This window comes from Coprococcus ammoniilyticus (genome assembly GCF_025567345.1).
Taxonomy (GTDB): Bacteria; Bacillota; Clostridia; order Lachnospirales; family Lachnospiraceae; genus Coprococcus; species Coprococcus ammoniilyticus.
Genome location: NZ_JAOQJS010000004.1, coordinates 315,190 through 335,347, shown reverse-complemented (window position 1 = coordinate 335,347; position 20,158 = coordinate 315,190). Strand labels below are relative to the sequence as shown.

12 protein-coding genes are annotated in these 20,158 nt (G+C 36.2%); 9 read left to right on the top strand and 3 right to left on the bottom strand.

The features are described 5' to 3' along the window. The first annotated feature begins 23 nt into the window (after nt 1-23). From OCV60_RS07855 to OCV60_RS07815, 9 genes are all read left to right on the top strand, one after another. The gene (locus OCV60_RS07855; RefSeq protein ID WP_262529940.1) at nt 24-6,764 is read left to right on the top strand and encodes a hypothetical protein; all 6,741 of its coding nucleotides are present in this window, start codon (nt 24-26) and stop codon (nt 6,762-6,764) included. Nucleotides 6,765-6,835: 71 nt separating this feature from the next. Next, nucleotides 6,836-8,647, top strand: a complete 1,812-nt coding sequence (locus OCV60_RS07850; protein WP_262529939.1) for a LamG domain-containing protein — start codon at nt 6,836-6,838, stop codon at nt 8,645-8,647. Beyond that, nucleotides 8,644-8,805, top strand: coding sequence for a hypothetical protein (locus OCV60_RS07845; RefSeq protein ID WP_262529938.1), 162 nt, complete (start codon nt 8,644-8,646; stop codon nt 8,803-8,805). The genes OCV60_RS07850 and OCV60_RS07845 overlap by 4 nt, the downstream gene beginning before the upstream one ends. Before the next feature lie 68 nt (nt 8,806-8,873). Next, on the top strand, nt 8,874-9,794 hold the full coding sequence (locus tag OCV60_RS07840) for a hypothetical protein (RefSeq protein WP_262529937.1): 921 nt from the start codon (nt 8,874-8,876) through the stop codon (nt 9,792-9,794). Between the two features lie 471 nt (nt 9,795-10,265). Then, nucleotides 10,266-10,784: a hypothetical protein gene (locus OCV60_RS07835; RefSeq protein WP_262529936.1), complete on the top strand. Its 519-nt coding sequence runs from the start codon at nt 10,266-10,268 to the stop codon at nt 10,782-10,784. Between the two features lie 30 nt (nt 10,785-10,814). Further along, nucleotides 10,815-13,145: an H-type lectin domain-containing protein gene (locus tag OCV60_RS07830; protein WP_262529935.1), complete on the top strand. Its 2,331-nt coding sequence runs from the start codon at nt 10,815-10,817 to the stop codon at nt 13,143-13,145. 13 nt (nt 13,146-13,158) lie between these two features. Further along, nucleotides 13,159-14,004 carry a phage tail domain-containing protein gene (locus OCV60_RS07825; protein WP_262529934.1) on the top strand — a complete coding sequence of 282 codons (846 nt, stop codon included), beginning with the start codon at nt 13,159-13,161 and terminating at the stop codon, nt 14,002-14,004. Nucleotides 14,005-14,013: 9 nt separating this feature from the next. After that, complete coding sequence (locus OCV60_RS07820) at nt 14,014-15,309, top strand: phage baseplate upper protein (protein WP_262529933.1); 1,296 nt, start codon at nt 14,014-14,016, stop codon at nt 15,307-15,309. Then, nucleotides 15,309-16,025, top strand: a complete 717-nt coding sequence (locus OCV60_RS07815; RefSeq protein WP_262529932.1) for a hypothetical protein — start codon at nt 15,309-15,311, stop codon at nt 16,023-16,025. The genes OCV60_RS07820 and OCV60_RS07815 overlap by 1 nt, the downstream gene beginning before the upstream one ends. Before the next feature lie 225 nt (nt 16,026-16,250). Here the strand turns inward: OCV60_RS07815 and metA are convergent, their stop codons facing one another. From metA to OCV60_RS07800, 3 genes are read right to left on the bottom strand one after another with little or no spacing between them, the layout of a single operon-like run. After that, the gene (gene metA / locus OCV60_RS07810; protein WP_262529931.1) at nt 16,251-17,177 is read right to left on the bottom strand and encodes a homoserine O-acetyltransferase MetA; all 927 of its coding nucleotides are present in this window, start codon (nt 17,175-17,177) and stop codon (nt 16,251-16,253) included. Nucleotides 17,178-17,228: 51 nt separating this feature from the next. After that, nucleotides 17,229-19,190 (bottom strand): NAD-dependent DNA ligase LigA, encoded by a 1,962-nt coding sequence (gene ligA, locus OCV60_RS07805; RefSeq protein ID WP_117821889.1) that lies wholly within the window; start codon nt 19,188-19,190, stop codon nt 17,229-17,231. Further along, on the bottom strand, nt 19,160-19,978 hold the full coding sequence (locus OCV60_RS07800) for a pseudouridine synthase (RefSeq protein WP_117807448.1): 819 nt from the start codon (nt 19,976-19,978) through the stop codon (nt 19,160-19,162). Before OCV60_RS07800 ends, ligA begins: the two co-directional genes overlap by 31 nt. Nucleotides 19,979-20,158: the final 180 nt, after the last annotated feature.

Below are 20,158 nucleotides of genomic sequence, written 5' to 3'. Positions count from 1 at the left end.
TAAAATAAGGAGGCATTTTGTAAATGGCGAAAGTATTATTTAATAGCCAAGGTTTAATAGAGACTCCTACTCTCCTATTACAGCACAAAAATTTTGAAACAATCGGTAATGGAGGAATTACTAATGTCTCTGGCTTAACATATAAAAACAATTTTAATGATGCAAATGAAATATCATTTAAAATACATAAATTTAACAATGGAATAAAACATCCACTATGGGATCAGTTAGTGGATTTTAGAATTATATATATACCTGAACTGAAAGAACGATTTCAAATTGCTGTTTCGGTGAATGAAGAAGATCCAGATGATTTATCAAAATCTGTTACAGGTACAGCATTGTGTGAATCTGAATTATCGAATATCAATCTACATGGAGTACAGATTAATACGGAAGCTGATATGACAAATGATTTGTACGATGAGAACTTCCCAACTGTATTATATCGAGATCCTGATGACTATGATTCAGAAGATAATTTAAAAATATGGGCAAAGTCAAAATATGATTATCTTAAAGATAAAACAGCATATCCAACAACTGCTTCTGTAATTGCTAGAAAGAAATATATTCTTACACATGCTTCTCTTCTGCATCGTGTATTAGAAAAAGCACCACATTATTCAATTGCTCATGTGGATTCTACTCTTAGAGAATTATCAACAGTACACGAATTCATATTTGATGGAACAGATACCTTATCGGCACTAAAAAATGATATTGCCGAAGCGTATCATTGTTTATTCTCTTTTAATTCTGAACAAAGAACTATTTCAGTATATGATTTATATAGCACATGCACTGCATGTAAATACAGAGGAGATTTTCTTGATACATGTCCTGAGTGTGGATCAACAAAAGTAATTAATAAATATGGTGAAGATACAAATGTATTAATCAACAGTACCAATTTAACAAAAAGTATTACTTTGGAGTCAAATCAAGACTCTTTAAAGAACTGCTTTTATGTGACTGGTGCAGATGATTTAATGAATGCTACTATTCGTAATATTAATCCAAACGGATCACAGTATATTTATTACTTTTCTGACGATGTTTTATCAGATATGCCTGACAATCTCAAAAATAAATTAAAGTCATATGATGCACTGTACAACGAAATTCAGAAAACAAGAAAAATGGCTTTGGATTCTACGAAAGTTACAAACTACAATAATGTCGTTACTTCCATAACCAAGAAATTTGCTAATGTTTCAGATGATGATAAAGATAAAGTCACTTTTAACAAATTGACCAACCCTCTTGTGGGTTATTCATCTCTCATTGCTGCTCGGTATGATGCTACTGATTTATATTACTACATTAATGATAGTATGATGCCAGTAATTGATATAAATGGACTAGGGGTTCAGGATAGTTTAACATCAATAAAAAATGGTATCAAAGCATTGGGTGGAGTTGCTGTAACAAAAGTATCTTCAATTGAATCCAGTGTAGTAAGAAATACATTGGAAAAATTATGTCAAGTATTTTGCAGCACAGCATATTATGATATTTCGGTTGAAACGAAATCGCTGTCTGCTTACAACTCTTCCACGAAAACTAAAACATATTCCTGTACTGTTACAATTACAAGTTTAACTCAGCAGGACGAAAATGAAGAATATCTGACAGGATCTGTTGATGTTACATGTTCTGTACTAGAAAATAACGAGAAGTATATTGAGCAAAAAATCAAGCGTATGACTGCTGAATCAAAGAAACTCAAAGATAAGCAGATAACCAGTTTTGATTTATCAGATACAGATTTTAAAAAGGAATTGACATATTATTCATTGACTGAGCTTACTAATATGTATACAGAATTCCAAGCTTGCCAAGATATAGTAACAAATGGATTTACAGAAGATTCTGTAGATGTACAATATAATAACAGCGAGCTTAAAAAGAAGTATCAAAAATTCTACGCAAATAGATTGACGTGGATCAATAATGAGATCAAAACAAGAACTAGCGAATTAAATAGTGTTAAAGCTATATTTGATCCAGTCAATTCAACTGGTGTTCTGCAAACTTTGAAACAGTCAATTCAAAAAGAGTTAGATTTACAGAAATATCTCGGTACTGACTTATGGAATTTATTCTATTCTTATCGGCGTGAAGATGATTATAATAATTCAAACTACTCTTCTACTGGATTAAATAATACGGAACTTATCAAGAGAGCCACCGAATTATTTAAGGCGGCGCAGAGAGAATTATATAAGGCAGGAAACTTACAGTATTCCATTAACACAACAATGGGTAATCTACTTGCTCTGCCAGAATTCAAACCAATTGTAAATAAATTTGAAGTTGGTAATTTTATCAAGGTCGGAATTGACGAGAAGGTATACTCGCTTCGCCTGCTCTCTTATCAGGTTGATTACGATAATCTGTCAGAAATACCTGTAGAATTTTCTACTGTAGAAAAAATCTATTCTGGTTATTCAGATGTAGAGTCTGTATTACAGTCAGCAAAATCTATGTCTACATCTTACTCTTCTGTTAAAGATCAAGTAGATAAGTCAAAAGGTACGACAAAAACAGTTTCAGATTGGACAAATAATGGATTACTTGGTGATAATATATCATTCAGTAATTCTAAAGAGCAAACAGTAACACTTACCAAAAATGGTTTATTAGCTCGATCTTGGGATGATGTGTATAATGAATTTTCGTTAAAGCAGTTAAAGATTGTAAACAACGGACTATATCTCACCAAAGACGGTTGGGAGACAATTGAAACGGGCGTTGGACGATTTACATATACAGACATTAATGGCAATTTAGTTGAGGACTACGGAATTATCGCCAAGACTGTAGTTGGTAATCTTATTATAGGCAAGGAACTCCAAATCTATAATGAAGATAAATCTATTGTTATAGACGAAAATGGACTTACGATTGATGGTGGATATCTGAAGATTAAAGGCACAGAAGTTGGCTCTGATGGAAAGACCATATCAGAGGTTATCATTGACCTTGACACAGCTAAAAAGTTAGTAGCACTTGCTCAACAAGCAGCCGAAAAAGCACAAGAATCGGCTAATCAAGCACAAGCATCTGCCGATAAAGCAAACAAGGCTACAGAAGATTTAAAGGTTGAAACGAATAAAATTCGTGAACTTGCCGAAAAAGGCGTGGATCATGTAACGACATATTTCTATCAATCTGATTCTGCTACAGAGTTAGTTGGTGGCGAATGGACAACAAATAGTGTTGCATGGATAAGCGGAAAATATGTGTGGCAGAAAGTTATTACATACTACAAGGACAAAACAGATAATTCTCAAACAGCAAAAGCTATTTGTATATCAGGTGCTAATGGTCAAGATGGTAAACCAGGTGAAAATGGTGTAAAGGGTAAAGGTGTAAAATCTATTACTCCTCAGTATGCCATTTCTGATAGCAACGTTTTACAACCAAATGAAGGTTGGTCGGATAAAGAACCAGAATGGTCAGAGGGAAAATATATATGGACAAGAACACTTGTTATTTATGACGACAATACGCAAGAGACAACTACTCCTATCGTATCTAATGGATTAAATAGTGCTCTTTCTATTTCTACTGTCGCAAGAAAACAGGCTAATACAGCTAATACAAATGCGTCTAATGCATTGACCACTGCTACTTCAGCTAATACAACTGCAAAAGAAGCCGAAACAAAGGCACAACAGTCCTTGGATCAGTTCTTATGGCTCGTAAAATCAGGTTCATCTTCTACCTCCCTTACTCTTACAGATTCTGCTGTTGCGGCAATCACAAAACAGTTCATCATCAAATCTCCTGATGGTTCAGCAACGATTATTGAAGGTGGAAAGCTCAAAACAGATGCCTTGAAGTCAAACAATTATGTAGCTGGTAACGATGGAACATATAGTTCACTTGGTACGTTTCTTGATTTGTCTAATGGAGAAATTCACACACCTGGATTCTATTTAGATTCAGTTGGCAATGCCTTTTATCAAGGTACAGTCAATGCTGATGCAGGTTACTTTGGTGATGCCAATAATAACTGGTATATTGGCTCTGCTGAGTTTGATAATATTAGGAACAAAGATGATGCACTTGTGAACGGTGTAGAATATAGTGCATTGATTTCTAAGGGTAACGCTGCTCTTACGGCTGGTCATTGGTATCTTATGTCTCAAGATGGTAGTCTCGGTATTCAATCGGGATGGACAACCATCAATGGTGGTAACTATGTCTTCGATAAAGAAACACAGAAATACTATGATATGGGTATGGTTGAACCTATCTTCGGCTCTAAGAACGAATGGGATAATAAATTCTTATATATTCGTAGAGTTAAAGATCCGTCTTCTTCTCAGTCTACTTGGGAATATCTATTCAAGGTAGATAAAGATGGTACTATTTATGAAAATGGTATAAAGCTTTCAGATAAATATGCTCGTAAGGATGCTATAGGTAGTACATATCTTCCAATTTCAGGTGGTACAGTCACAGGTAATTTAACTGTTAATGGTACTCTCACTGCTACAGCTAGTAAGGCTAACCAACTCACTCATACATTGAGTATCAATGGTAAGTCATGGAATGGCTCGGCTGATTTGACAGTTGGAACTATGGGCGTTGCTTATGGTGGTACGGGCAAATCATCTTGGACTGCTAATGCTATTATATATGCAAGTGCAAGCGGTACATTGTCGCAGTTATCTCTTGGAACTGCTGGTTATATATTACAAAGTGGAGGTACTTCTGCTCCATCATGGATAAATCCATCGACTCTTAATGTAGCAAGTGCAATAAAGGCAACTCAGGATGGAAACGGCAATACAATTTCAGACACATATCTCAGAAAAGATTTTGATTCGGTTAGTCAGAACGTGTCATTTGGTGGTTCGGTAGATGTAGATGATCTTACAACAGGAACACTTCTTGTTAGTGGTGCAGCTAGATTCGCCAATGGTTTGATTGGTAACTTAAAAGGAACTGCATCTAATGTTCCTTGGAGTGGAATCACCGATAAACCAGATACATTTACGCCATCTGCACATACACATACTATGGCTAATATATCTGATTGGGAAACTTATGTTTATAATGCTCAAAGCACTCGAACAAAAAATACTATACTTGCAGCTCCTAATGGATCAGATGGAAAGGCAACATTTAGAACACTTGTTGAAGCTGATATCCCTGCATTGTCGAAATCTAAAGTTGGTCTTAGTAATGTAGATAATACGGCTGACTCAACCAAGAATGTTTTATCGGCAAGTAAGTTGACAACGGCTAGAAATATTACAATTGGTTCAGCTAAGAAGTCATTTGATGGCGCATCAGACATATCATTTTCTCTCTCTGATATTGGAGCGTCTTCATCAAGTCATACACATAATTATGCTTCAAAGGTGACTCTTGCTGGTACGGACTATTCATGTGTAAGCAACGTGATTACTATAACAAAGGCTAATCTTCAGACTGCAATAGGTTCGACTGGTCTTGGTCTTATGACCGAAAAGGAACGTAGTAAATTGGATTCTATCAAGGTTTCTAGCGGTGGTACAATCGACTTCTCAGGTGTAACTGCAAGTGGTGCATTAGCTGCTACGATAGGTGATGATAAGACAGTTGCGATTACACACAATGTAAGTGGTGTGAAAGCTGGTACATATAAATCTGTTACTGTTGACACTTATGGTCATGTAACGGCTGGTACTAATCCTACTACGCTAAGTGGCTATGGTATTACTGACGCTTTGAGTTCAAGTACGAAGTATGCTCTAAGTGATAGTGTTGGTGGCAATGCTTTAAAGGCTAATTTATTAGCTAATTTGTATAGTAATCGTCCTACAAATGCTAATATAGCCATTACAGGTAGTGGTGGATTAGCTACATTTAAAGCAACAAAATTAATGACTACGAATAAGCCAAAATCTGATGGACATATTTTACATTTCTATTGGGATAATACAGGTGGATATGATTCTCAATTAGCAGTTACTATTGGAGAGAATCCTGAGTTACAAATGCGTGGGCAACAAGCTAATACATGGGGTGAATGGCAGACCGTTTTATCAAGTAATAATTACACTGATTATGTTCCTAAAAAAGATGGTACAGGAGCTAGTGGCACATGGGGAATTAGTATAACAGGTAATGCTGCTACCGCAACTAAGGCTATATCCGCTGATTCTGCTACAAAAGCTAATCAAGACGGAAATGGTAATGTGATTAGTTTAACATATCTTCCTCTTACTGGTGGAAGTATGACTGGTACGATCATCTCATCATCTGCGTCCCAAATTCTTAGATGGACTCCTTCGGCTACTAGTGTCAATTCTACAGGCTGTAGTTGGTACGGACTTGGTACATATAGAGCTGATGATGGGGTTAATTGGTTAAATATATCTAATTATTGGGGTATTAATTTTACCACAATAAGCTCAAATAGATTTACTCATAATGGTAATATTATAATTACATCTGCAAATATTGGTTCTCAATCAGTAGCTTCAGCTACCAAAGCAACCCAAGATGGTGCAGGCAATGTAATTACATCTAAATATGTCACAATAGATACAACACAAACCATATCAGGAGCAAAAACCTTCTCGAAGGAAACAACGATTTCATCTACCACAGCTTCGACCAATAAGACCACTGGCGCACTGAAAGTAAAGGGAGGAATTGCTTCTGAGGGGCAAATAAGCGCAGATAAGACAATGATTGGAGATGCCGTTACATTAGAGTATAACGCCGAATTACAGTGCTTAAACTTCGTTTTTGCATAGGCATATATAGTATATTATGGAGAGTAGGTTCGGTGCTACTCTCCTATTTTTAGAGAAAGGAGTGTGATAGATTGTTATGTTTATGGCTACCATTTACAGATGGGGTGATAAAAAATCAAGGATTGATTAATGATGAATTTATTACCAGTATTGACCCAACATTTTCTAATGATGGTAAGTTAGGAAAATGTCTTGAACAAGGGCAGTTTGATATGAGTGCTACAATGACATCTAAAATTTTAAATAACCAAGCATTGACAATTTGTTTTTGGATATACATAAATGCAGAAGAAGGGTCAAAAGGTGGCACAATATTTGGAAATATTAATACTAATGTAGAATTTAATAATCGGAAGTTTTCTATTTTTCAATATCCTACATGCAATGATTTACATCTAAGTTGGATGAACGATGCTGCAAACGCATTTATGATGACTCCAATTTACAAGGGAGTATTGCCATCTTATCAATGGACACATGTTACCGTAACATATCATAATCCAACTATGACAGTTTATATTAATGGTATCAAAAAATATACATATAGTAGCGTAAGTAATTCATCATCTTTTGAATATCAGACAAGGATTGTTTGGCAAAATGCTTATAGAAAATTAAACGACTTCCGAATCTATAATGAGTGTTTATCCCCACGCCAAGTCAAGGAAATATCAAAAGGATTAGTCTGCCACTATCCTATGGGAAATGTTGATGGTAAGATTGGTGGGAGAAACTTGCTTGTAAAAACAAATCAGGGTAAAACCAAATGGGCAAATGCTCATGCTGATGGTTCATATTCGTGTGAATCTGTTAATTGGAATGGTATAAATGCTGTAAAAATGAGTTGTACTACTCCTACTACTTCTTGGAAAATGTTTATTTTCAATGGTCTATTGGAGAATTTTGATAAGTTAGAACCAAGTTCAATCTATACATTGTCTTATGATGTGATTGGAAACATTAAAGTAAGTTTTTCAAACTTATGGGATAGTGATGCAACTCATAGTATTGTGGCTTCAGCACAGGGAACTGTTATAAAAAAAACATATGGTTTCCATTATATTGTAAATATAACTTTGAAAGATGCATTAAATAAAAGTAAACAATTAGTATATTTTAGAAATGACTTAAAAGCAGGAGAATCTGTAATTATCGCAAATCTCAAACTTGAAAAAGGGAATAAGGCAACTACTTATACTCCATGTCCAACGGATGATCCTGTAATGTATGATAATATGATTTATGATACAAGTGGTTATTGTAATAATGGTAGTGTATCTGGTGATATTTTATGGGATACTAACACCCCTAGATATAACGGGGCTTATGATTTTAATGGGACTGGCTATATTTATAATGATAACTTAAATTTAACAACGACTGCATTTACAATATCATTTTGGATTAAAATACCTTCAGCTATTACTCATCAGCATTTTGACTTCGCTACTTTTAATAGTTGGACAAGTGAAGGTGTTGGTATTTATTGGGATACAAGTGGGCAAAAAAGTTCTAGTGGTGGTATATTTGGTAAAGATTCAAATGGAGATAAAATTCATGTAGGAGTTCAGTGTCGAGGTAAGTTAAATGAATGGACACATTTTGCTATTACATGGGATGGTACAAACGTGTATAGATATAGCAATGGTATAAAATTTTCTGAGTCTGATTTTAATGCAGTGTCTGTTTATCACCCTAGATTATGGCTAGGCAATAGTACATTTGGAGATCGAACATTAGAAAATAGTGAAAGCTGTATGTCTGATTTTAGATTTTATACTACTGCCCTTTCTGATTCTGATATTCTTGAATTATATCAATCCTCTGCTTCAGTGGATAATAATGGAAACTTAATGTTAGCTGGCGAGGTGATTGAAGAATGAGTAATATAACAAAGCAAGGGAATCTAATTACTACTGAAATATATGAAACAGATGCGGTTGTTGAAGATGAGAATTTATTAAAATACGCAATTAACGACAACATTAAAATCAGAATTGCGAATGATTTTGTCGTTTGTAACGAAATATGGGAAATTTAAAAAGAATAAATTAACACACATAGAGTCTACTTCGGTAGGCTCTTTTATTATGTAGAAAGGAGCGTTAAATGCGAAGTTACGTTCTAGTTAATAATCAAGAAACCTATACTCTTGTGAAGTTCTCTGCACAGGATTTTGCGAATGATCCTGTGCTATATTTGCAGACAGATTACTTACATGGAGTGAAGGAGAATTTCAAGAAAATAACAGCTATACAGGTATTCCAGAATGATATATCTGTTGGCTTATACGAAATATACGATACATACTCTGACATTACAGACTGTGGTGCACAGTATAATGAAGATGTGAACCAATTTGTAGATTGCTTGGCGGTTAGACTAACAAAGAATAATCTCGCTGAACAAGTTCAGAGTTTACAGGATATTGTAAATCCTGTTATAGATTTTAATACAATGTCTGACGAGGAAATTAAGACATACAAGAAAGGTGTACTCAATAGTACCTGCACAGCAGAAATATCAAAGGGTGTACAAATAGAAACAGATAAGGGCACAGAGACATTCAGCCTTGAACAACATGATCAGAACAATATCTCTTCTCTCTGTTTGACTGCAATGCAGAATCCAGCAGTTGCATATTTGCCGTATCACTCAAATGGTAACGAATGTCGTATGTTTCCTGCTAAAGTAATTATATCACTCTATCTTCAGATGCAGTTAAAGATTACTCAGGAAACTACTAAATGTAATCTGCTTCGTGTACAGTTAGACGGAGAGACAGACAGAAATACAATTATGTCTTATACATATGACACACCTCTTAATGAATCATATCAGGCACAGTATAACGAGATTATAGCTAATACTCTTGAGATTATACAGGGACTTATTGCTGGGTTTATGGGCGGTTCAGGAACTACAGATGACTCAGATAATACACCTGACACGGATACCTCTACATCAGAAAGTGGTGATTCAGATGGCGAAAATACAGAAACTACTACAAAAGATACTACAGCTAACTAGCATTGGCATAGTATCTGGTTTTATATATTGTGGTTTAGAAATTTTATGGCGAGGTTGGACACATTGGACGATGTTCATACTCTCTTTTATTGTGGGAATTATCATTTCACAGTATAACAATATGTTCACATATGATATGGATTTAGCATGGCAAGTATTATTTGGTGGTTTGACTTCTATCATGTTGGAATATTTATTTGGTATTACATTCAATCAAGATTTTACCATATGGGACTATAGGGGACTTTGGGGAACATTTGCACAGAATCAACTTAACATCTTCTTCTGTTGTACTTGGTTTGTGATTGTATGTATATCAATTTTTATATTGGACTGGTTTGAATATAAGGTGCTTCATGCTGAGAATAAACCTTACTATGTCGTGTTCGGACATATATTCAGACCGTATGGAGAATAAGTTAATGGGCTGTTATATGCCCTAATTTTAGTTGAGAAAAAGGAGAATTTATTATGTCATTTAATAAGAAGATTGCAACAAAGGGATTTTATAACATTGAACTGGTAAATATTGCAGAATGGTATGCACAGAGTAGACAGGAAGACAAGGAAAAGTTTAATGTTCTGCCATTCAGAATACAGTTGGCACTTCGTACAAATATGCAGGAAGTAAATAAGACTGCTCAAAGTTTAATAGAAATAAGAAACGAATTAGTACAGGCGTTATGGAATAAATACATCGAAGCTGGCAAAACTGAAGAAGTTGAAGTAAATGGAGCAAAGCAGATTGAAATTAAGAAAGAATTTGCAGAGGAATACCAGACTGAAGCGGCTGAATGTCAAAAGAAATTTGATGAAGTATTGAATGATAGAACTGAAGTGACGCTTTCTGTATTCGATATGGATGCAGTATATGATACTCTTCCTGATGATTGCAGATTAAATATCCGTGATATTGATATGTTGTCCTTTATGGATAAGATTCAGCAAGACGAAGAAATTAAAGAAAATACAGTTGTGGAGGGCAAGTAAATTGCTCTCTTTAGAAAGGGGTGATTTTACTTGGCACAATTAGGAAATTTGCTTGTCACAGGGTCAAGTAGACTGCTTGGCAAGCTTTTTTGTGAGGACATAATCGTTGGAAATTCATTGACGGTTAAGACATTGAGTGCCACGAATTTTACGTCAACAAGTATAACAACAAGCGGATTAACTGTTAATGGTAATGCTACCACTACTGGTACATTGAATGTTGGTAATTCATCTACTAACGGAAAATTGTCTCTCAATAATAAAATAGCTATCAGAGATAACGGATATAGTTGGCTAGGAATAAACGACCAAATTGCTTTTGGTAGTGGAGTATATTTTGGCAAAAGTACGGTACGAACAGACGGGACTTTTCAAGTAGGAGATTCTGGTAGCAGAGTTTTATTCAACACATCTTATGCTCAATTTGGTGTCCCAGTCACAATTAACAACTCTCTCGCCGCTAATAATATTACAGCAACCAATGTAACAATCAATGATACTCTGAAAGCATTTAAGTATGAATTAAATACTATTCAAGACTTAGGTGGTGAATTCTGTGTTGCTCCTATAATATATATTCAATCAGGTGCAACAGTTAATGTATCTAAAGCAAGTGCTACAACTATTACTGTTTCTATCTTAGATAAAACAGCAATTACTTCTGATTCTATTCAAGGGGTTCGTTGGGCACAAAATTCTAAAATTAAATTTCAAGGTAAAATTGATGGATTAAATATTAGATGTAGCGGTGTTATGGCTGCTAAATTGAATACAACTGCTAATACTATGTCATTAACACTTACTGTCGAATCTTCAATAGCCGATCATTTTTCTACGGCTAAAAAAGGCGCATCGTATAGTGATATTAGTGTAATGCTCTATCAGAGATATGGTAAAAAAATTGGCTCAACTACTGAGAATGTATATTCACCTGTCGGTATTAGAATGTCTGCCACAGGTAGTGCAAATTCTGCACCTTATGTAGATATTTGGGGCAGTAAATCAAGCTCTGATCCTGACACTGTGTATACTATTCCGAGTGTAAGATTAGGGTATCTTGACGGATTAAAATGTGGCACTTATGATTGTGTCGGTTATGGCTTATATGCGGATAATGTATATCTGAACGGTACTATTATAAGTAATTCTGGACAACTTGGTGGATTCAAAATTGGTGCAAACAATCTCAGTAATGGAACTTGGGGTACAGATAAATCAGTATTAATGTCAATAGGAACTACAGAGAATAAAGCGATTGGTGGTTCATCCGCTATTTCTGGTTGGTGTTTCACCGCTGGTTCGAAATTTGGCGTTACTACAAGTGGCGATTTATATGCGAGTAATGCAAATATAAGTGGTACGATAAATGCTTTGAAAGGTACGATTGGTAGATTTAATATTACAGATACATATCTCATAACAGGAAGTGACGATACATGTACAGGAATGGGTGAAAACCAAGCTTTTTGGGCTGGCAGTAATGATAGCAATAATGCACCATTTCATGTTGGATATGATGGCAGTATCTATTCTATTAAAGGTTCGGTCGGTGGTTGGAACATTGAGAATGGTAAGTTATATGCTGGTGATGGATCAGCAGATAATCCTGTGGCAGTTATGCAGATGCCACAAAAGAATAATTTATGGACATTTGCGGTTGGTGGCACATCTCATAGTAATTATAGTGATTGTCCTTTTAGAGTAAGTAAAGATGGTAAAATGAGAGCTTCATGGGCAAGTCTGGCAGGTTGGACTATAACAGATGGTAAAATATATAGTGGAGATCCTACTAATAGTGGCGAAAAGGTTTCAGTAATGCAAATTCCAACTGCAAACACAACATGGACATTTGCAACAGGAGGAACTTCTCACACTAATTATTCTGATTGCCCATTTAGAGTAAGCAAAGATGGGCATGTGTTTGGTACAGAAGTAAATGTAGGTGTAGATGATGATACACGAGGACGTGCATCTACATTAATTACTAATATGGGAATAACAATTAATGTTAATAATTCTACGACTAATTATGGATTAATTATGGAACAAACAGGGAGTTCTGGAAATCCTTATTTTGGTGTCACATTACAAGGAAAATTATTTGCTAGATCTAGTTCTGGATTTTGCAAAAAAGGAACTGTTGTTTGTAAAGCAACTGCAAATACTCCAACAAAAACATCCGTTACCTTTAGTAGCGCATTTAGTGCAGTGCCAACTGTTGTTGTTACCCCTATCTCCGCACAACCTGGAACATATGTAAAATGTGTGTCGGTATCAAATGTTACAACTAAAGGATTTGATATATATTTGAATCGAACCGATGCTAATAGTACAAGTGTAGCATGGATTGCTATGTTATAAAGGAGGTGAAAATGTGAAAGTAAATGATTTTACCTTTGCTGATAAAACATTGGCAGATTTTAACTGTATATGTTGTAATTTTGATAGTGGATCGGGTATGGTGGAAGTCGGTGTGGAATTAAAACTAAATCAAGAAAAATCATCTGGATCGGATTGGTTCAATTTATATTCTACGACATATGATGAGCCATTTACTCTTCCACTCTCTATATGTGTAAACATGTGTAATTCAGATATAGATTATCTGACTGTTGCACAAGCGAGAAAAATTCAAAAGTGGCTTTCTCTAAAAAACAAGAAATTCAGAATCAATTGTTCTGGTTATGAGAATATCTACTGGATTGGTAATTTTTCTGCAAAACAAGTGATGATAAATGATCAAATCATTGGTTTTAATTTGACTTTTACAGCCAATACACCATATGCTTTACAAGATGATTTGCTTATTAATTGTGATTTATCAGCGAATATTCGAGAAACAGAATTTGAAATCAGTAGCGATAAATATGGTTATATAAACGCTGATTATATTATTACATGTAAAGAAGCTGGCGACTTAACTATTTCTAGTTATTATGTAGACCAAGAGAACAAATTATTAATTCTTGACAGACAATTTAAGATTGATAATTGTAGTGTGGATGAGATTATTACTATTAATGGGGCATCTCAACTTGTGACAAGTAGCATAACTGGTAGGCAATTAGGAAAGGACTGTAATTTCTTATTACCTAGATTAATCAATACATATCAAGATGTAGACGAAACCGTTAAAAATCGAATTGTGGTTAATCGCCCGTGTACAATTAAAATTACATATACCCCTATTGCTATGATCGCATATGGATATAAGGGTTAGGAGGACGAAATGGCTAAAATAAATGAAACACAATATATAATACTTGACGTTATGAATCATGCCGCTGTTGGCACTATATATGCCAAGCAAGGTGACATCAATCGTATTGTCAAGTTTAAAATCGTAAATGCTGGAAAACCAGTAGATATATCAAAACTAGATGCTGTTATCAATATTAAAAAGCCAGATAAGACCGTTATTATATCGAATTTAGATAAAGACAAGAGGAATAATCTTCTTGTCTTTTCTTTCGGTAAAAATGCAACGGTTAAGCCTGGTGAAATTGAATATGACATCTTATTAACTGAGCAAGGTACTGCTATCTCTACCGTGACAGGTAAAATGATAGTTGCTAAAAAAGTTATTCAGGACGGAGATATTAAAAGTTCAAATGAGTTTAATGCATTAGTTGATGCATTAGAAAAGGTAACTCATATACCTGAAATTGCCGATGATAACATCTCCGAAAAGACAACATGGTCAAGTAATCAGATTGTTAAATGTATCAAGGACGGTGGTTTTGGTAATATAGATGATGAATTATCATCCGAATCCGAAAATCCTGTAAAGAATAAAGTTATATATGAAAAAATATATCAATATTTCTTGGATAATGCTGTCTACCCAATTAATCTCATTGTAAAAGACTTTTATAAGGACGGTATCGCAAAGCAAGGATTGTTGAGTACAAGAACTTGCGATGGTTTCAATTATGCCACAGGTGAAAAAGTTTTAAATACAGATAATAATTATGATGATTCTATCAGTTGCGTTGTATTAAATGCTGATATAGGAGCTGTCGAACTGAAATCTGATCTCGAATATCCATTTGTTGTAATGGGTGATGAAGATAAAATTATTCATGTAGAACATAATGAACATGCAGTAAAAGGAAACATTGTAACAATGACATATTGCATTCCTTACAATGCTAAATATATTTATTTTAATTATTATAAAGATGAAATAAATGATATCTTTCCTACTTTTGGGAAAGGTGGAACATGTATGGTTAGATGTAAAGCAAGTGGATTGCCTATGATTACCTATTATGATAAGGATTATTATGAAGAACATGGTGCTGTAGATGTAGGTGATTTATCTCAACAAGTTGAAAAATGTAATACCGATATTGAGACGTTAAAAAAATCTGTCAGTGATGAATTTGAAACGATAACAGAGAAGATCAAGCAGATTCAGACAGTCGGATATGGCGTATATGGAAAAGCTGATACGACTATTGTAAGTAACGGAACGGCAAGATATATATATGGAACATGCACGATAGAACAGGAGGGTGAATGATGAAAGGATATAAGGAGTTGATATTGTCAAACTTGGTTGACAACAGCTATATTGTAACAATCACTGATGAAGTGATGCAGCAGATTGCTGATGCACTCAGATGTAAGTTAAGTACAGTTACAAGCGGCAGCAAGTGGATTCTGTACAGCGGAGAATCTACAAAAGATGGATTTATTTGTTCTATATCCGGCAGTAATTTTACAATAAGACAGTACATAAATGGCGTAGAACAGACATCAACAAACAAACCAGCAACGGTAGTTAACCAGAATATGAATGGAAACAGTGCAAAGAATTTCAGGCTAAGATATGCAAACGGGAAAAATGGAGCGACATTCTTTGTATTTATTTCAGACACAATGACATCAGGAACACAGTTATCGTTTTTGATAAGCACAGCGACATTGCAGGACAAGTCAAATATCGGAGTATACGGATATATAGGATCTAATTACAAATTCTGGATTGATGGTGGCGAAACATACAATTTGTATGGAGAGGAAACATATGGATATGCGGATGACTATGTTGTTATGACTATTATACCACTTCCGAGGAAAAATACCGTTATCAATGGATTATATCGGTGTTTGGTCAACAAGAATCAGGCAGACAGATATGTATTCAGTATTGATGCTAAAAAGTATCTTGCATGTGATGATCAGACAGGCTATGGTAAATGCGTCATTGAACTTGACGACAATATGTTAGCATAAAATTATAGGGTATGCAGATTAATTTCTGTATACCCTATTTTTTACGATTTGCAAAGATTCTTTGTCTCTAGTTCTTTATTATTTTGTCTCCACGCATTTTGAAGAGTCTCCATTTTGTCTCCATTAATACATCAAAATATACCAATTTATATCAAGATATAACAACTTATTCCAGTTTTCTCGATTTTACGATTTTGCCTTAAACATTTGATAACACAAGATTTTTCAAGGTTTTCCTTGCTTTTCTGTCCATAAATACGGGGTTATCTGGTATACGTAATAATTCAGCCAATTGGCATATAATGTATTAGCATGGCAGCGCCAGGATTTGATTGGTGTCTTGCTTGAATCGTTGTCCGGATAATAATTTACCGGAATATCCGGATTCAGTCCCTTTGCAAGATCACGCTTATATTCTTTATCAAGCGTCAGAATATCATATTCCGGATGTCCGGTTACGAATATATTCTTTCCTTCATCGCCAATGATCAGATAAGGACCTGCCTCATCGGACTCCGCTACGATCTCCAGATGCGGATTTTTTACGATCTCATCTTTGTCTACACCTGTATATCTGGAATGCGGTACATAAAAGATATCATCAAACCCACGAACAAGCGGTGTCTTTCTGTGGAAGGTATGATGCATATAGATTCCTGATAATTTCTTATCCAGCTCATGCTTCTGCACCCCATACCGATAATACAGACCTGCCTGTGCGCCCCAGCAGATATGGATCGTGGAGGTTACATTTTTCTCCGACCAGTCCATGATTTCTTTTAATTCATCCCAGTATTCTACATCTTCAAATTCCATCTTCTCGATCGGTGCTCCTGTGATAATGAATCCATCCCATTTCCGATCTTTGATGCTGGAAAAATCGGTGTAGAACCGTTCCAGATGGCCTTTTGGTGCATGCTTGGATTCATATGTCATCGTACGGATCAGGGAAATATTCACTTGAAGCGGCGTATTTGACAGACTTCTCATAAGCTGTAATTCTGCATCCTGCTTTAAAGGCATCAGGTTCAATATCAATATATCAAGCGGACGGATATCCTGACGGATGGCTCTGTCTGAACCCATCACAAAGATATTCTCATCCTCCAGTATTTTCTTTACCGGTAAATCATCGTCAACTCTAATTGGCATTTTCTATCAAGTCCTTTCTGTTTCAACTGCCATTTTTCTGTTTCTATATTATCAGGAAAACTGTTCCAGAAACTGCGCTTCTGAAATGATCGGTATTCCCAGACTCTGTGCTTTTTTATTCTTCGAAGATGTGGATGTCACATCGTTATTGACCAGATATCCGGTCTTTGAAGATACAGAACCTGCTACCTTTCCGCCCCGGTCTTCGATATACTGCTTCATCTCATCCCGGTTTGCAAATTGTACCAGGCTTCCGGTTATTACAAAGGTAATACCTGCAAGCGTCTGTGGTACCGTTTCAGTCTCTGCTTCAAACTCTAATTCACGAAGCAACCTATCTATAATAGCACAATTCGACGGATTTTTAAAATATCTTACAATTTCCTCTGCGATCACTGTTCCGATTCCATCAATCTCTGTATATGCTTCTACATCCGCATGCATGATCTGATCCAGGTTATTTTTAAAATGTTTGCAGATCAGCTTCGCTGTTGCATCTCCGACCCCAGGAATTCCAAGGCCATAGACAAAACGGTTCATCGTTGTGTGTCTGGATGTATCAACAGCCTGAATCAGCTTCGCATAAGACTTCTCTCCAAAGCCTTCCAACTCAACGATCTCTTCTTCATGACGATTCAGGTGATAGAGATCATCCAGATGATCCAGATATCCCTGTTCAATAAATTTGTCTATCGTGGCTTCTGAGAGACCGTCAATATTCATAGCATTTCTGGATACAAAATGAGCAAATGATTTTAACTTCTTTGCAGGGCAGAATTCATTGGTACAATAAAGGGTCTCTACCTGATCTACACCCTCTCCCTCCGTCACGATCTTTGTCAGACCACCACAGGCAGGACAGGATTCCGGAATCGATACATTTCCACTTCTGGTATGATTTTCGGCAATCTGCGGAATGATCATATTTGCCTTATAGACCGAGATCTCATCTCCGATCCCAAGCTGCAACGACCGAAGGATACTGACATTATGGATACTTGCACGGCTGACTGTTGTTCCTTCAAGGGACACCGGATCAAATACCGCAACCGGATTGATAAGTCCCGTTCTGGAAGGGCTCCACTCCACATACTGCAGATGGGTCACTGCCTGTTCATCCGCCCATTTGAATGCCATACTGTCTCTTGGGAACTTCGCTGTTCTACCGAGACTCTTTCCATATGCAAGATCTTCTAACACCAGTACCAGACCATCCGAAGGAAAATCGTTCTGCTCAATCTGTTCTGCAAACTTTGCTACACGCTCCGGCAGCTTATCAGCATCGATCAAATAATGCTCTACGACATCAAAGCCCTGCTGCTCCAGCCAGTCTAATTCATAGGAAAAGGAATTCTTAAAGTCCACATCTTCTCCATCCACCAGATTAAAGGCAAAGAAATGTACGTTTCTCTCTTTTGTAATGCGGTTATTCAACTGTCTGACAGAGCCGCTGCATAAGTTTCTCGGGTTTTTATATTTTGCATCTGCATCTGTGATCTGCTCATTTATCTTCTCAAAATCTGAATACTTGATAACTGCCTCTCCACGGATCGTCAGCTTACCCTTATATGGAATCTCTTTCGGAATATTTGCAAATACTCTTGCGTTGTTCGTTATAACCTCGCCCTCTAAGCCATTTCCTCTGGTTACTGCTTTTACAAGCGTGCCATTCTCATAGGTAAGGACAACGGTAAGACCATCTAACTTCCATGAGATCACACCCTGATGTGTGCCAAGCCATGCTGCCAGTGCTTCCACACTCTTGGTCTTATCAAGAGAAAGCATTGGATGCTCATGAGCCTCTTTCGGAAGCTCACTTACAATCTCATATCCGACATGAACCGTCGGACTGTTCGACATTACAATTCCTGTCTCTTTTTCAAGTTCTACCAGTTCATCATACAAGGCATCATATTCCAGATTGCTCATGATCTCGGTATCTTCCTGATAATATTTCTTTGATGCCTCATTCAGTTTTTCAACTAATTCTTTGATTCTGTCTCTCTTTTCCAACTGACATACCTCTTATTTCCAACAACATTCTGTTCATTTTTATTATCCGGCTGTGCTTCTTCCCGCTTTGTTTTTACTTCTTCTTTTCGTTCCACTAAACGTCTGAGTTCTGTTTCTTCTTCCTTTGTCAAATGGCGGTACTCACCCGGTCTCAGATTCCCCAGACGAATATTGATCACTCGAAGCCGTTTCAGATTTACGACCTTATATCCAAAATATTCGCACATTCGGCGGATCTGGCGATTCAGCCCCTGTGTAATTATGATCTTAAAGGAATAATTATCGATCTTATACAGACGACATTTTTTTGTCACCGTATCAAGAATCGGAACACCTGCCGCCATCTGTGTTAAAAATTCGTCCGTGATCGGCTTATTCACACGGACACGATATTCCTTCTCATGATTATTGACTGACTTCTGGATACTGTTTGACAGGTCTCCATCGTTTGTCAAAAGCAGTAATCCCTGTGAATCCTTATCTAATCTTCCTACATACTGCAATCGGATCGGATACTTAATATGATCAAAGATGTTATCCGGATCATCATGACTTGCCGTGCAGGTCAGTCCCAGTGGTTTATTGTATGCAAGAATAACTGTCTCTTCACGCTTTCTTACAGGCTTTCCATCGACCATTACCCTGTCATTTGCCTCTATCTTCTGTCCCATTTCCGCAGGCTTCCCATTTATTGTGATCCTGCCTTTTAATATATATTCATCTGCCGCACGTCTGGAACAAATGCCAGCTTCGCTCAGATATTTATTAATTCGAATGCCTTCTGCCATATCATGACCCTTCCTGTTCTGTCTCTCTGCTGCGACTGTTTTGCCGCTCTTTTTATCTGTTTTCTTTATAACCATATCTTTTTAATCATACCATTCTGATCATTAAAAGTAAACAATTACAACTTTTCAATTTCGGGGCTTGTTTTTTCTCTTTTTCCGACGTATAATAAGGCAAACGCA

What these genes read in the sequence shown, in the direction of transcription:
- OCV60_RS07855 (WP_262529940.1), top strand. Translation starts at nt 24, where the DNA reads ATGGCGAAAGTATTATTTAATAGCCAAGGTTTAATAGAGACTCCTACT.
- OCV60_RS07845 (WP_262529938.1), top strand. Translation starts at nt 8,644, where the DNA reads ATGAGTAATATAACAAAGCAAGGGAATCTAATTACTACTGAAATATAT.
- OCV60_RS07840 (WP_262529937.1), top strand. Translation starts at nt 8,874, where the DNA reads ATGCGAAGTTACGTTCTAGTTAATAATCAAGAAACCTATACTCTTGTG.
- OCV60_RS07835 (WP_262529936.1), top strand. Translation starts at nt 10,266, where the DNA reads ATGTCATTTAATAAGAAGATTGCAACAAAGGGATTTTATAACATTGAA.
- OCV60_RS07820 (WP_262529933.1), top strand. Translation starts at nt 14,014, where the DNA reads ATGGCTAAAATAAATGAAACACAATATATAATACTTGACGTTATGAAT.
- OCV60_RS07815 (WP_262529932.1), top strand. Translation starts at nt 15,309, where the DNA reads ATGAAAGGATATAAGGAGTTGATATTGTCAAACTTGGTTGACAACAGC.
- metA (WP_262529931.1), bottom strand. Translation starts at nt 17,177, where the DNA reads ATGCCAATTAGAGTTGACGATGATTTACCGGTAAAGAAAATACTGGAG.
- OCV60_RS07800 (WP_117807448.1), bottom strand. Translation starts at nt 19,978, where the DNA reads ATGGCAGAAGGCATTCGAATTAATAAATATCTGAGCGAAGCTGGCATT.